Origin of the sequence: Fructobacillus evanidus (genome assembly GCF_963580165.1) — a bacterium.
Classification (GTDB): domain Bacteria; phylum Bacillota; class Bacilli; order Lactobacillales; family Lactobacillaceae; genus Fructobacillus; species Fructobacillus evanidus.
In genome coordinates this window covers 1-15,198 of sequence record NZ_CAUZLM010000010.1, presented here as the reverse complement: position 1 = coordinate 15,198, position 15,198 = coordinate 1, and the positions used below count along the sequence as shown (strand labels likewise).

Below are 15,198 nucleotides of genomic sequence, written 5' to 3'. Positions count from 1 at the left end.
TAAAACCAGGGTAACTGGGCAAAAAAAGCGACTGATTTTATCATCGTCGCTTGTAATTTTAAGTTACTGATATGTTGTTGATTATTAATCGGCCAAAATAAAGCGTTCGATGGCTTTTGCAACACCATCGTGGTTATTATCCGTTGTTTCCTGGTTGGCAATGGCCTTAATTGAAGGCACCGCATTTCCCATGGCGACACCAATACCGGCAGCCTCAATCATCGTATGATCGTTTTCCTGGTCACCAATCGCCATTGTTTCTGACTGGTCAATGCCCAATTCCTTTGCTAAAGCCAACAGAGCTTGACCCTTCGAAGCAGCCGTATTCATAAATTCAAGATTATTAGGGGTTGAACGGACCACATTGGCTTCTTGCTTCAACTCTGCCGGTACCTTTGCCTGGATACTATCCATAAAGGCCTCATCGCCAATGGCAATGGCCTTCACAAAAGAAGTCTCCTTCAACTCTGAAACTTCGTCTTTAATGGTCAACGGAAGGCTGACGACAAAGTTTTCTTGGCTGGCAAAGATATTCACATTCGTCATCACCGTATAGGCGTCTGAGTCCGATTCAACCTGGATATAGGTATTGTTATCCGCCGCAAATTGTTGGGCCTTTAAAAAAGTGGTCCACGTCAAAGCAGCTCGATGAAGGGTCTTTTGTCCATCTGTTGTTTGAACCAAACCACCATTATGCGTAATCACATAATGGTCCTCACCCAAGAGATCTAATTCATTCAAAATCTTCTTAACGCCTGTTTCTGGTCGCCCAGTGGTAATCACCACATGAACGCCCTGTGCCGTCGCCTTTTGGATAGCACTTTTTACCGCCGGTGTAATTTCGCGATTATCATTATAAAGCGTGCCGTCAATATCAATCGAAACAAGTTTAATTGCTTGCATAAAATTAGCCCCTTTTCAAGATTATGTCAATTATAGCAAAGTTTAGTTAGACTTTGCCGATAAATGAGTATAAAAAAAGAACCGCCGAGGCGATTCTTTCAAGTGTTAATAGCTTACTTCAAAGCAGACCATTGCCACTTAGTAAATTCTTCGATATCGCGACCTTCTTCACGGGTCACCTTCATGTGCTTTGCCAAGATGTCATCCATCTTAGTGATGAATGTGTCAGCAGCAGCTTGATCAACTGCACCACGGTCTGCAAGGACAGCAACAGCTTCCTTAGCTTGGTGGAAACGATCAAGGTGTGAGTAAACACGCATATCGTAAGTAGTTGTGATGTCACCATCTTCACGGTATCCGTGAACAAAGACGTCACCGCGGAACTTACGCTCGAAGAAGAATGATTCAACCAAGTCTTCGTATCCGTGGAATCCGAAGATAACTGGTGTATCAGCTTGGAAGAACTTGTTGAATTCATCATCTGACAATTCACGTTCGTCGTTACCAGCTGATTCTGACTTCTTCTGCAAACGAAGCAATTCAACAACGTTTACATAGCGGAACTTAACTTCAGGGAATTCCTGGTTAACCAACCACAATGCGGCCAAAGTTTCGATTGTTGGTTCTGTACCAGCAGAAGCAAATGTGATGTCCACATCAGCTGATGGTGCAGTAGATGCCCAATCAATAACCTTCAAACCATCAGTAGCCAACACTTCAGCTTCAGCAGCTGAGAACCACTGTTGACGTGGTTGCTTTGAGATAACCATGTGGTTAACCTTTGAGTGTTCGCTAAAGGCACGTTCCATCACTGCCAAAGCTGAGTTTCCATCAGCTGGCAAGTATTGACGGATGAAGTCTGACTTCTTTTCGGCCAAGTGAGTCAACATACCAGGATCCTGGTGAGTGTAACCGTTGTGGTCCTGCTGGAAGGCAGTAGAAGTAGAAATCAAGTTCAATGATGGGTAGTCATTACGCCATGCTTGTTCTGAAGCGTGACGCAACCACTTGAAGTGCTGAGTAATCATTGAATCCACAACGCGCAAGAATGATTCGTATGAAGCGAAGATTCCAACACGACCAGTCAAAGTATAACCTTCAAGCCAACCTTCAGCTTGGTGCTCTGACAATTGAGCATCCAAGATACGGCCTTCTGGTGCTTCGTATTGGTCGTTAGGGTTCTTAACTTCTTCCATCCATTGACGGTTAGTAGTATCAAACAATGACCACAAACGGTTTGACATCGTTTCATCAGGACCAAAGACACGGAATGACTTAGGGTTCATTTGCATTACCTTTTCAAGGTAGTTTGACAAAGTGAACATGTCCATGTTGCGGTTACCATCTGGCAAGATAGTTCCACGGTTGTCAGCGTTGATGTCGTTTACATAATCGCGCCAGTCTGGCAAGTCAAGATCCTTAAGATCTTCACCGCGCTTACGACCACCGTTAGCGATTGGGTTAGCTGACATACGCTTGTCGCCCTTAGGAGCGATAGCCTTCAATTCATCCTTCAATGAACCATCAGCGTTAAACAATTCTTCAGGCTTGTATGAGTTCATCCATTCTTCGAATTGTGGTAATGTGTCCAACTTTCCTTGTGCCAAAGGCAATGGAACTTGGTGGGCACGGAATGAGTTTTCGATTGGCATTCCAGCTTGGTCATGGGTAGGTCCACCCCAACCCTTTGGCAAGCGAGCAATAATCACTGGCCATGCAGGAATTGTACCATCTTCATACTTACCGTTTTCACGAGCATCCTTTTGGATAGCTTGGATGTCTTCAATAGCAGTATCGAAGATATCAGCAGCCTTTTCGTGGTAAGTCATGTAGTCATGGATGTCATCGTTTTCGATGAAACGAGCTGAGTAACCAAGACCTGCAAAGAAGTTCTTGATTTCTTCATCTGACATACGTGAGAAGACAGTTGGGTTTGAAATCTTAAATCCGTTCAAATCCAAGATTGGCAAAACAGCACCATCGTTCTTGGCGTTCAAGAACTTAATTGAGTGCCATGAAGTCATTGATGGACCAGTTTCGGCTTCCCCATCACCAACAACGGCAAAAGCGATTTGGTCAGGGTTGTCCAAAACGGCACCGAATGCGTGTGACAATGAGTAACCCAATTCTCCACCTTCATGCAATGAACCTGGAGTTTGGGCAGTCATGTGTGAACCAATTCCACCTGGGAATGAGAAGCGCTTGAACAAAGTTGACATACCCTTCAAGTCTTGAGTAACTTCTGGGTAATCAGCAGTATATTCACCATCAAGGTAAGCGTTCGTAACCATGACTTGGCCACCGTGACCAGGACCACCGATGTAGAACATGTTCAAGTCATACTTGTTGATCAAACGGTTAGCATGAGCATACAAGAATGTTTGACCTGAGATAGTTCCCCAGTGTCCGATTGGCTTAACCTTAACATCTTCAGCTTGAATAGGCGTCTTAGTTACTGAGAACAATGGGTTTGACTTCAAAAAAATCATCCCAGCTGACAAATAGTTGGTTGCACGCCACCACTTATCAACAAGTTCCAAGTACTCTTTTGAGTTGTAATCAACCATGTAAATAGTACTCCTTTTTCTTTCAACGAAGCCCGCTTCTGCAAACTCCGGATATATATTTACAAGTTCTATTATATCGAGTGTGTTCCGTTCGTTCAAGAAAAAAAGGCCTTTGGGCCTAACTTTTTCGTTTTTGGTTGCATTCCTCCGATAATTGGACCGGTCCAATCACTCTTTATTAAACACAATTCATGAAATTGTTTGCTAAATCAGCTTTCTTATTCCGAACCAAGTGAGACGAAAGCATTATAACGCAGGTATTTGTAATGTAGACGCATATTAGAATATTCCAACGGTGTCCCATCATCCATAAAGAAAATCCCTTCCATAATGCCCACTGGTTCAGTTGCTTTCAGTTTTAACAATTTCTGTTCTTCGGCATTAGAAGGTTCGGTCATGATGGTCATAAACGACCTCGTCACCGTCTTTGATTTGCGCTTTTCAACATATTCGTAAATTGATTTGGTGACCGTTTCCCGGTTAAGCCCCGGCAATAAAGAAATCGGCACATAGCCATATTCAATCATGAATGGCACACCATCCAGCTTACGTAGGCGCTTAATTTCGTAAACAAAATCCCCATCGTTTAAAAACAATGCTGATTGCTGCTCTGGCGTAGCCTGAATCACCCGAAAGTCCAGGAGTTCAATGCTCGGTGCCTGGCCATTAATCCGAAAAGAATCCGAAACGCCCAGGTTTGATCCCTCATGTTGAAAGATTGCCTGATTTTTCAGGTATAGGGGGTTCACAAAAGTTCCCGATCCCCGCTTCTTAAAGATAATCCCCTGCTGGACCAATACATTCAGCGCTCGTTTGATAGAAGAACGCGAGACCTGGTAATCGGCCGCTAGCGTTCGCTCATCTGGTAATTTGAGGTCTTCATACTGACCCTGATAAATTTTTTGTTTGATATCGGCTTGCACCGTTACATAAATTGCTTCTGACATAACATCTATTGTAGCATAATTGGTCCGACCACTTTTCAAAATTGGTTGTAACTGCTTTTTCTCTGATTTTTTCTTGTGCTAAAATAGAGTCATGGCAAAGAAGAAAAAAGATAAAAAAACATTACCCGAACAAGTCCTCGATAAGCACGGCGTGGCCTATGAACCGCTCGAGCTAAACGCTTTAGACTTAAGCGAAGAAGAAATTGCGATCAAGATGGATGAATTGGGTATTCAACAATCTGACATCTTTAAGACGCTCGCCGTTAAGGGTGACAAGACCGGTCCTTTGGTTGCAGTCGTCCCCCTCACCAAGCGTTTAGATATGAAAAAATTAGCCGCCGTTTCCGGTAACAAAAAGACCCATATGCTGCCACTCAAGGAATTAGTGGCCACCACCGGCTATGTTCACGGCGCCAACAACCCCGTTGGTATTTGGCAGAACCACGGCTTTCCCATCTACTTCGCCAAAGAAGCAGAGACAGCCGATTACTTCCTAGTTTCTGCCGGCGAACTCGGTCGCTCCGATAAATTAAATCCCAAAGAACTGGCGGCCATGATTAACGCCCCTTTTGCAGATTTAACCGAAACGGAATCATAAAACAACTTTCAAGAACAAGAAAAGGCAGCACATTCAAAATGGATGTGCTGCCTTTTGCTTTTATGTCATTGTTTACCAGCCCTGCGACATATCAGGAATTGGGCCAAAACCCGATTGCTCCTGACGGTAAGTACCGGCCATATTTGAGAACTTGAAAGTTGGCTTGTTAAACATCAACTCCGCCTTCCCTCTGGCCCCGGCACGGTTTTTCTCAACAAGGACTTCAATTGGAACAACTGTCTCTTCTTCGCCTTGGTTGCCACCTTCATCGTCATCCTCACCAGCTCGGTTGGGATGATAATCATCACGATACAAAAAGGCCACGATATCAGCATCCTGCTCAATCGAACCAGATTCACGCAAGTCGGAAAGAATTGGCCGCTGATCCTGACGCTGCTCAACACCACGCGAAAGTTGAGCCAAGGCGATAATCGGTGTATGCAATTCCTTCGCCAACTTCTTGATGGAACGAGAAACTTCAGAAACGGCCTGCTGGCGGCTTTCACTATTAGCAGATTCAATCAAGCCCAGGTAATCAATCATCACCAGACCCAAAGGATGGGGGTTTTCATCCCGCTCTTCTTCTGGCATGCGTCCCACAACTTCGCGCTCTAATTTGCGCAACTTAGCCGAGATTTGCGCCATCCGAATTCCCGGCGTATCATCCATATAAATTTGCATGTTTGCCAGTGATTGAACGGCTAGGGTTAAAGCCGCCCAATCTTCTTCTTGCATGTCACCAGTAGTTAATTTATTAGAATCAATCCCACCTTCGGCAGCAACTAATCGGGTTACCAAATCGACGGCACCCATTTCCAAAGAAAAAATCACAACGGGTTTCTTTTCGGTTTTAGCTGCATTCTTGGCAATATTTAAGACGAAAGCCGTCTTTCCAACGGCCGGACGGGCACCAATGACAATCATTTGGTCTTCACGAAAACCGTGTGTTAACTCATCTAATTGGTCATAACCCGAAGCAATCCCGATAACTTTACTATCGTTTTCACTAGCGGCCTGCAAATTTTCTTGAAACTCATTCAAGACGTCTTTAATCCGTCGTAAATCATCATCGCCCTGGCTTTGGGCCAGGCGATCAAGCTGACGACCGAGATCTTCAAGCAATTCACTCGATGGTTCGGACCCGTCATAGGCCAATGTCATCGATTCCGTTAACGTTTGAATCAAACGTCGCAAAATCGCTTTTTCATGCACAATTTGCGCATAAAATTTTAAGTTGGAAGCGGATGCCGAAGCCTGTGAAATTTCAACTAAGTAGTCAATCCCACCAACATTTTCTAGCTGGCCCATGGCATTCAGCTTGTCTTGTAAAGTCAAGATATCAACAGGCCGTTCTTCTTCAACCAGCAGCTGCATCGCCTTAAAAATTTCTTGGTGCTTTTGCCGATAAAAATCGCTTGGATCAAGGATGGCTTCCGCTGCGACAACGGCCGCCTCTGATTGAACATCAAAGAAAATAGCACCCAAAACGGCACGTTCGGCCGCCTCATCATTGGGTGCTTGTCGGTATTCATTGCCCATTACTGAAACATCAGCCATTTTAGCCCTCGCTAACGTGCACGCGGAGGTCGGCCATTACGTCATGGTGCAACTTAACAGGGACTGTGGTGAAGCCCATGGCATGAATTGGCTGATTTAAAAGCAGCTTACGCTTATCGATTTTCACTTTATATTGGTCAGACAAGGCAGCCACAATTTGCTTCGTTGAAACAGCCCCAAAGAGGCGACCATCCGTACCGGCCTTTCCCTTAATTTCGATTACTGTCTTTTCGTTTTCTAGCTTTTCTTTCAACTGCTTGGCTTCAGCCAATTCTTCAGCAGCTAATTTTTCTTCGGCCTTTTGCCGACCCTTAACGGCCCCGAGGTTTTTCCCAGTTGCTGGTTCTGCTTTTTTATTCTTGATTAAGAAGTTGTTGGCGTAACCATCGGGAACGTCCTTCACTTCGCCCTTCTTACCGCGACCCTTAACATCTTCCAAAAATACAACTTTCATCTTTGCCTCCTTTGGGCTTGTTCATCACGAGCCAAATACTTTGTTTTATCTTACTGATTTTATGACAACATTGTCAAAAGTTTTATTCAGCTTCTTCCGCTTCTTGACTGGAAATTGCCTGCAAAAGCTGGTCAGCGGCCTCGTCTGTTGTCACATCAGACATTTGCGTAGCCGCATTAGACAAATGGCCACCACCACCAAGATCTTCCATAATGGTCTGCACGTTGAAATCACCATTTGACCGAGCTGAAATTCCCACCCGACCATCATCACGCTTTGTGAGCACAAAGGAAGCCTTGACGCCCTCAACTTGGAGCAATTCATCGGCTGCCTGGGCCGCAATAACACTTTGATAGACAGTGTCATTATCACCAACGGCAATTGCTGAATGATTGTTAATTTCAGCTAAGTGAATCAGTTCGGCGCGAGCCTTAAAGTCCGAGAACTTTTCTTTCAAGAATGACTGGAGCAGCTCATTGTCCGCCCCATTGGCCCGCAAATAAGAGGCCGCATCAAAGGTTCTTGATCCCGTCCGCAAAACAAAGTTTTTCGTATCAACCTGAATGCCACCAAGCATGGCAGTGGCTTCCAATCCGGTAATCGGTGCGCCCTTTTGGTTCTGGTACTGCAGCAATTCCGTTACCAACTCTGACGTTGATGAAGCATATGGTTCGATATAAGTCAGCATTGGCTTATCGGGCAGGCCATTTTCGGCCAAACGGTGATGGTCAATGACTACAACCCTGTCCTTCAAATCCTTCAGCAAATCAGGCGCCCCATCCAAGGCTTCCTTGGCATGGTCGACCAAAATCAGTAATGACTTCTCCGTTGCTAAATCGAGTGATTCTTTTTCGCTAATAATCGAAGCACCAAGGTCAACGCCCGGCTCCCCTTCGCCCATCTGGTCAGAGCGAACAGTCGCCAAGAGTGATTGAATATCTGAAAAAATCTCACCCTCATTCACAACCACAAAGGCCTTCTTGCCCCGGGTTTGACTAAAGCGCCACAGCCCCATCGCTGAACCTACGGCATCCATATCCGGCCTCTGGTGGCCAACCACAAAGACTTGATCAGATTGATCCATCAATTCGGCAATGGTTTGTGAAATCACTCGAGCACGAACACGCGTCCGCTTCTCCATTGGATTCGTTGTCCCACCATAGAAACGGGCTGGCATGTCTTCGGCCTTCACAACCACTTGATCACCACCACGACCCAGCGCCAAGTCCAAGTTTGTTTGCGCTAACTGGACCAAAGAGTTGATATCTTGCTCACCATAGGCGATTCCCATTGAAAGTGTTAATGGGGAATTTTGCTGAGCCGTTGCCTCACGGACCGTCTTCACCACCGAGAATTTTTCGTCTTCTGCCTGTGCCAAGTCACGTTGGTAACCCATCAAGAGGTAAGTCACCGGTGACAAACGGCGGACATACAAGTGATACTTTTTAGCCCAATCCGTCAATTGCCCAGTCACATAGGTCCGCAACTTTGACGTTTCAGAATCAGGCATCCCTTCTGTGACTTCTTCATAGTTATCAACCGAAACCAATCCAGTTACCAGGCGGTGGTCCGCTAAGTCGCGGTTTAAGGCTTCATTTTGGCTCACGTCTAAGAGGTAAATCACACCTAACTGTTCCTGATAAGCCATGTCAAAAGAACGGTCCAACCAGGAGAATCGATTAACCTTATCATCGGCATAGTTTTTCACAGCAAAGGCTAGGTCGCCATCTGCTTCGGACAAACTTTCGCCAATTAAGTCTTGGTCAGCCAATAAGTCTTGGAGATAGGGGTTCACCCAAACAATTCGGTCTCCCTTGCCCAACAGAATAATTCCCATGGGCATTTCTAAGATGGCCTCTTGCTGACCCAATTTAACTCGGTAGGTCAGCTCTTCCAGATAGGACTCATTGGATTGACCGGCCTGGATTAACCCTTTAAGCATGGTAGCAAAAAAGGCCACCAAGAGCACAAACCAGACGAACCCTAAAATCCAATTAGTGAAAAACGCCAAAATCAGGGAAACAAAGGCCACAATAAACATGCCAATCGTTCCCGTCATAAAAGTTTTATTTTGTTGAAAGCGGGATAGCACCCGCAGCTTCGAAAATGTTTTCATGAAGGCCTCAACTATTCTTTACTTGCATACTTACCTAACATTTTACCATACGAGCAAAAGACTTTTGGAAAGGAAGCTTCCCTACTAGGCAAAAGAAAAAGCCAGACCGATTCTGACCTATACCGCAAAAGTGTTAATCCTTTTTGAGCATACGACCATCAAAGGGCTGACTTTTAGAACAAAAAAACCAAGACAATTGTCTTGGTTTTCCTTGCACATTAGTCTTCAGTGACGAATGGCAACAAGGCCATGATACGGGCACGCTTGATAGCGGCCGTAACCTTGCGTTGGTTCTTTGCTGAAGTTCCAGTCACACGACGTGGCAAAATCTTACCGCGTTCTGAGATGAAACGTTCCAACAATTCTGTATCTTTGTAATCCACGTATTCGATGTGGTTGGCTGCAATAAAGTCAACCTTACGACGACGGCGTGGTCCACCTTGTGGGCGACGACGTTGTGGACGTGCGTTTTGTTCAGGCATAATCTGTCTCCTTTCAAATGAAATGTAAAGTTAAAATGGTAGGTCATCATCAGAAATATCAATTTCTGAATTGTTGTTGGCCGCAAAGGGATTGGCCCCCTGCTGGTTACCACTTTGTTGGTTGTTATTTTGATTTGCGGATGCAAATGGATCAGCGTTACCAAAGTCCTGGCTATTGCCAGAGAAGTCTTGACCTTGACCAGACCCGTTCTGGGCCCGACGGCGTTCACTTTCAGCCTTTGATTCAAGTAGTGAGAAGTTATCAACAACAACTTCCGTTACATAAACACGCTGTCCGGCATTATTTTCATAATTACGCGTTTGCAACCGGCCTTCGATTGCCACCAAAGCCCCTTTACCAGTAAAATTGGCAAAGTTTTCAGCTGATTTCCGCCAAATAACGGCGTTAATAAAATCAGCTTCACGGTCTCCATTGGCATTGGTAAAGTTCCGATTCACAGCAAGTGAAAAGGAACCAACCGCTACACCTGATTGGGTATAGCGCAATTCCACGTCACGGGTTAACCGTCCAATTAAAACAACTCGATTAATCATCTTTTAGGTCCTTTCCCGGTGGAATTGTGTCTTATTCAGCGTCGCGCTTGACGATCATTTGACGCAAAATGTCAGATGAGATCTTAGCCAAACGGTCAAATTCAGTTGCTGCTTCGTCTGATGCAGCGTTGAAGTTGATGACGTGGTAAGTACCTTCACGGTAACCAGCGATTTCGTAAGCGAAACGACGGTTAGACCAGTCAGCTGACTTGATAATTTCCGCACCGTTGTCAGCCAAGATCTTGTCAAAGCGTTCAACGAGCGCCTTTTTTGCATCTGCTTCCATGTCAGGGCGAATAATGTATGTTAATTCGTATGCTGTAGCCATGTATTTTTTCCTCCTTTTGGTCTCTGGCAGCCAAACGGCTGCAAGGAGTGCGTGCATTCTTTGCACTCACATCCATTTACTATACTAAATTGAACGCCTTTTTGCAAGCACAACATTGTTTTCCACCGTTAGCTAATTAGACGAAAGGAGTCGGTCATTTCTGACCGACTCCTGATTTTTTTAAAGATTCAATTTATTATTTGGCCACCTCGTCTTGGGAAGCCTGGCGTAATCCAATCCCCGTCAAAGCCGAAAGCAATGAAAAGACCGGTGAGAACAAAGCTAAGAAAGTAAAGGGCACGAAGGACAAAACCGGCACGTGGAGTGTTTGACTCGCGAAGGCCCCGGCCACACCCCATGGAACAAGGTAGTTGGCAATCGCCCCGGAGTCTTCCATCGCTCGTGACAAAGCCAGCGGTGACAAGCCAAAGCGCTTGTAATCATCCTTAAAAATTTGTCCAGGCAACATCACCGAAAGGTATTGCTCACCAACCAAGAAGTTCGTGGCAATTCCCGTCAACAAGGTCGCAAAGACGATGGACTTCTGACTCTTAAGGTACGAGACGATTGGGTTCATCACTGCCCGCAAAATACCCAGATTTGATAAGAGGCCACCAAGGGCCAAGGCCAACATGATCAACATGATGGTTTCCATCATCGCTGTCATGCCACCCCGGTCCAACAAAGCAACCAGCGTCGCATTCGTTGACGGTGTTTTATAACCGTTGACGACCAAGTTCGCCCAGGCCTTCAAAGAATGTCCGGACAACAAGTAGTAGGCCGTGTTGACCACCACGTTAATTAACAATGATGGAATGGCCGGAATCTTTGCTAGGGCCGAAATCAGAATCAAGGCAATCGGCACAATCGTCCACCAGGTTGGTTGAATCAGCTGCGTGACCGCTGCCGTCTTCACACTGACCCCACCCGTATGATGGGCAGAAAAACCAAAGAAAAAGGCTAAAATCAGCGTGACCGCCATGGCCGGCAAGGTGGTCCACATCAAGTTTTTCAAGTGGTCAAAAAGGTCGGTACCAGAAACGGCCGCCGCCAGGTTAGTCGAATCGGCCAATGGTGAACTCTTATCTCCAAAGATGGCCCCAGAAATAATCATCCCCGCTACCAAGGCTGGGTTAAAGCCCAAGGTTGTTCCAACCCCCATCAAAGCCACCCCAACCGTTGACATCGTGGTGAAGGCGGACCCAATCATCGTCCCGACCAAGGCCGATGTTAATAGAGCTGTTGGCAAGAACCAGGCAGGGTTAATCAACTTAAAGCCCAACCAAATCATGGTTGGAATCACACCCGTTCCCAACCAAAGGGCAATCATCGAACCAATTAGCAAGAACAAGAACAGCGGCGCAATGCCGGCTTCAATACCCTTAATTAGGGCCGCCTGCGCGTCTTGAAAAGTGACACCTGCTAAGCGCATTACCAGGATAATCCAAGCAATCGCGACCAACAAAGGTGCAATTGGTGCAAGGCCAAGGCCAATAATGCCGCCGGCCAAAATAAAAATGACACCGGCCAGAAGGCCAACTGCCAATTTACGGTTTACTTCACGTTGCATAAAAAACTATTCCTTCTTTTTTCGGGCCACAATCAATAGACCCACGTTTGCCACAATCATGGCGATAAAAACGGACAAGAACAGCGGGTTAAACCAGCCATGGTCCAACATAATGCCTCCATAAAGAGGCCCAACCATTCGTCCAAGTGAAATCATAATGCTGACAAAACCTTGTGCTTGACCAGAAACTTCCTTTGGCGTTAGCTGAGCAACCCAGGCTGGTACCTGTGGTGAAGCTAGCATCTCACCCAAAGTCAGTAGCTCGAAAACCAAAACGATTTGCCAGAATTGGTTCACAAACAACATTAAGATAAATGACGAGGCAAAAACAAAGCCACCCGAGATAACCGAAAGACGATATGGATGCTTATTTGCCCAAGTTGAAATTATCTTTTGAAAAAGGATAATTGTCAAGCCATTTAAGACCCAAAGGTCTGCATAATGGCGAGTTGAAATCCCAATTGAGCGCAAATGTGGGGCCATAACGGTCTCCCAAAGCATGTAAGAAAGATAAATAACAAAGAGAAAGGCCGCTAAAAACCAGAGTAACGGCGACATTTCAAACTTAGCGGGTTCCTTAACTGCTTCTTGGTCGCGCGTCAGGATTGGATCAACATGGCCCTCGTGGCTGATTTCTTCAGCTTCACCATCATCCATGACCGGCGCAACATCTGTATTGACATTAAAGACGCTAACCGCAATCCCCGTCAAAATCAGAAAGAGCGTTGCTGCCAAGAGCATCAACCACTGGAAACCGTAGTCAAAGAGATAGCCAACGGCTAAGGTGCCAATCACCACCCCAACATTAAGGACGATGTACATATTATTAAAAATAATTCGTGTGTTCTTGCCGGTAACGGTTGTCGCATAGGCATTCAGCAATGTGTTAACCGACCCAATGCCAAAGGAGGCTGTCATCATCAAAAAGGCAAAGACCGGCCAGCCATTATAAAAGAATAGGGTTACCAAGGAGAAGAAGGCAATTAAACTCGCCCCAATCAGTGTCGGATAAGGCCGCCAACGATCAAAGAGCTTACCGGCGATGTAGGCACCCAAAATATTCATGAGAGAAGAAAATAAAATGACAACGCCCGACATCGTCAAATCTTGTCCCAAAGAAATGGTCATGTGGAGGGTTGTGACGGGCCAAATCATGGCATTACCAGTATTGGCGAAGAGGTTGGCCGTTAAGAGCCAGCGTTCTGATAATTTTTTGCTTTGAATGACTTGCATAATCCCTCCTTATTATTACATTAGTATAACATGAATGTCCTTTCATGCCGGCTTATTTGCCTTTTTTCGCCCCCAAAAATGTAAGTGCTTACTTTTTTGTTTGAAAAAATTGATGTAAGTGCTTACTTCTTTTTGGCTCTAAGGGTGAGAGTTTTTTCAATTCTGACCTTTTCTGTGATTTTTTTGTCCGTTTCCGTTATAATGATAGCGAACGCAAAATAGATAAAGGGGACTCTTATGGTTGCAGAACTTAACACTTTAGTAACTTTCTTCGGCGCAACTGGTGATTTGGCCAAGCGCTTGCTTTACCCATCAGTCTTTAACTTATATAAAAAGGGCTACTTGGCAGAACACTTTGCCGTGGTTGGAACCGCTCGTCAGGACTTGACGGACGCTGAATACCAGGACATGGTGAAGGAATCAGTTTCAGCTGGTCAGGACGAAAAGCAGGTCGCTGATTTTATCGCCCACTTCTCTTACCGTGCCTCTGATGTAACCGACGCTGCTGGTTACGTTGGCCTTAAGAAGGAAATCGAAAACGCCTCTGAAAAGTTTGGTGTTGTTGGCAACCGCATCTTCTACATGTCTGTTGCCCCTCGCTTCTTCGGCACGATTGCAAAGTTCTTGAAGTCTGAAGGACTTTTGGCCGACAAAGGCTACAACCGGATCATGATTGAAAAGCCTTTCGGGACTTCTTATGCTACGGCTGAAAAGCTCCAAAACGAATTAACCGAAGCCTTCAGCGAAGACCAGGTTTACCGTATCGACCACTTCTTAGGCAAGGAAATGGTCTTGAACATCGCACCATTGCGCTTCGGTAACCCATTGATTAACAATGCTTGGAACAAGGACTACATCAAGAACGTCCAAGTTACTTTGGCCGAAACATTGGGTGTCGAAGAACGTGCTGGTTACTATGACACTGCCGGTGCCCTTTTGGACATGATTCAAAACCACACGATGCAAATCATCGGTTGGTTGGCCATGGAAGAACCAAAGGACTTCTCTGACGTTGCCATCCGTGACGCCAAGAACGCCGCCTTCTCTGCCCTTGAAATTTATGACGAAGCCGGTGTCAACCGTTACTTCGTTCGCGGACAATACGGTGCCGGCAAGACTGCTGGTCACATTGCCTACAACCAAGAACCAGACGTTCCAGCCGACTCAAAGACAAACACTTACATCGCTGGTGAATTGCACTTCAACACCCCTCGTTGGGAAGGTGTGCCATTCTATGTCCGTTCAGGAAAGCGCATGACCAAGAAGACGACTCGCATTGACGTTGTCTTCAAGGCCGGTGCCTTCTCATTTGGTTCTGCTCAAGAGCCACAAGAAACAGTGCTTTCAATCGTGGTTTCACCAGACGAACAAATCACTTGGTCGTTGAATGCCAAGGAAGTTTCTGACAACTTCAACACTCAAATGATTAAGTTGAACTGGGCACCAACAGCCGAACAAAAGGCTGTTACGCCAGCACCTTACGAACGGATGCTCCATGATGCCATGGACGGTAACGGATCAAACTTTGCTGACTGGCACGGTGTTGCCACTGCCTGGAAGTTTACCGACGCCATCTCAGATGTCTACGCTGCCGACAAGGCACCGCTTGAAATCTATGAATCTGACACCATGGGTCCACAAGCCGCTGACGACCTTTTGGCCAAGAACGGCGACGCTTGGGTTTTCCGAGGCGAATAAATTTTTTAAACTAAGCAAGTCCACTTTTCAGTGGACTTTTTCTTGCACAAAAATCAATTCACAAAAAAAGCACTGACCCTTGATATGAACCCCAAAATTAGGACATGTCATTGAGCGGCCTTGAGGACTGACGCCCGATATTCAATCGGTGTCAGTCCTTTTAGTTTGCTCTTAATTCGTTTTGTATTGT

At 45.7% G+C, this 15,198-nt stretch carries 13 protein-coding genes; 2 read left to right on the top strand and 11 right to left on the bottom strand.

Annotated features, from left to right (window positions below; translation table 11 throughout):
- Nucleotides 1-84: 84 nt before the first annotated feature.
- From AABI08_RS07315 to AABI08_RS07305, 3 genes are all read right to left on the bottom strand, one after another.
- Nucleotides 85-903, bottom strand: a complete 819-nt coding sequence (locus tag AABI08_RS07315; RefSeq protein ID WP_338344293.1) for a Cof-type HAD-IIB family hydrolase — start codon at nt 901-903, stop codon at nt 85-87.
- A 113-nt stretch (nt 904-1,016) separates the two neighbouring features.
- On the bottom strand, nt 1,017-3,470 hold the full coding sequence (locus tag AABI08_RS07310) for a phosphoketolase family protein (protein ID WP_338344294.1): 2,454 nt from the start codon (nt 3,468-3,470) through the stop codon (nt 1,017-1,019).
- Nucleotides 3,471-3,688: 218 nt separating this feature from the next.
- A complete protein-coding gene (locus AABI08_RS07305) occupies nt 3,689-4,417 on the bottom strand; it encodes a GntR family transcriptional regulator (RefSeq protein ID WP_047974913.1) in 729 nt (242 codons plus the stop codon).
- Between the two features lie 91 nt (nt 4,418-4,508).
- Here AABI08_RS07305 and AABI08_RS07300 point away from each other — a divergent pair, with 91 nt between their 5' ends.
- Nucleotides 4,509-5,015 carry an aminoacyl-tRNA deacylase gene (locus AABI08_RS07300; protein WP_338344297.1) on the top strand — a complete coding sequence of 169 codons (507 nt, stop codon included), beginning with the start codon at nt 4,509-4,511 and terminating at the stop codon, nt 5,013-5,015.
- Nucleotides 5,016-5,087: 72 nt separating this feature from the next.
- On the opposite strand, the gene dnaB is transcribed toward AABI08_RS07300, so the two are convergent.
- The 8 genes from dnaB to AABI08_RS07260 all read right to left on the bottom strand — a co-directional run bounded on the left by dnaB (nt 5,088) and on the right by AABI08_RS07260 (nt 13,310).
- Entirely contained in the window at nt 5,088-6,572 is a 1,485-nt protein-coding gene (gene dnaB, locus AABI08_RS07295) for a replicative DNA helicase (RefSeq protein WP_338344632.1), read from the bottom strand.
- Nucleotide 6,573: 1 nt separating this feature from the next.
- Nucleotides 6,574-7,026, bottom strand: a complete 453-nt coding sequence (rplI, locus tag AABI08_RS07290) for a 50S ribosomal protein L9 (protein ID WP_338344630.1) — start codon at nt 7,024-7,026, stop codon at nt 6,574-6,576.
- An 82-nt stretch (nt 7,027-7,108) separates the two neighbouring features.
- Nucleotides 7,109-9,142 carry a DHH family phosphoesterase gene (locus AABI08_RS07285; protein ID WP_338344303.1) on the bottom strand — a complete coding sequence of 678 codons (2,034 nt, stop codon included), beginning with the start codon at nt 9,140-9,142 and terminating at the stop codon, nt 7,109-7,111.
- 218 nt (nt 9,143-9,360) lie between these two features.
- Nucleotides 9,361-9,624: a 30S ribosomal protein S18 gene (gene rpsR / locus AABI08_RS07280; RefSeq protein ID WP_047974917.1), complete on the bottom strand. Its 264-nt coding sequence runs from the start codon at nt 9,622-9,624 to the stop codon at nt 9,361-9,363.
- A gap of 30 nt (nt 9,625-9,654) precedes the next feature.
- Nucleotides 9,655-10,179, bottom strand: coding sequence for a single-stranded DNA-binding protein (ssb, locus tag AABI08_RS07275; protein WP_047974918.1), 525 nt, complete (start codon nt 10,177-10,179; stop codon nt 9,655-9,657).
- 31 nt (nt 10,180-10,210) lie between these two features.
- Nucleotides 10,211-10,507: a 30S ribosomal protein S6 gene (rpsF, locus tag AABI08_RS07270; RefSeq protein WP_338344306.1), complete on the bottom strand. Its 297-nt coding sequence runs from the start codon at nt 10,505-10,507 to the stop codon at nt 10,211-10,213.
- 196 nt (nt 10,508-10,703) lie between these two features.
- The gene (locus AABI08_RS07265; protein WP_338344628.1) at nt 10,704-12,077 is read right to left on the bottom strand and encodes a Na+/H+ antiporter NhaC family protein; all 1,374 of its coding nucleotides are present in this window, start codon (nt 12,075-12,077) and stop codon (nt 10,704-10,706) included.
- A gap of 6 nt (nt 12,078-12,083) precedes the next feature.
- The gene (locus AABI08_RS07260; protein WP_338344309.1) at nt 12,084-13,310 is read right to left on the bottom strand and encodes an MFS transporter; all 1,227 of its coding nucleotides are present in this window, start codon (nt 13,308-13,310) and stop codon (nt 12,084-12,086) included.
- Nucleotides 13,311-13,547: 237 nt separating this feature from the next.
- On the opposite strand from AABI08_RS07260, the gene zwf reads away from it, so the two are divergent.
- Entirely contained in the window at nt 13,548-15,008 is a 1,461-nt protein-coding gene (gene zwf / locus AABI08_RS07255) for a glucose-6-phosphate dehydrogenase (protein WP_338344311.1), read from the top strand.
- The last annotated feature ends 190 nt before the right edge of the window (nt 15,009-15,198 follow it).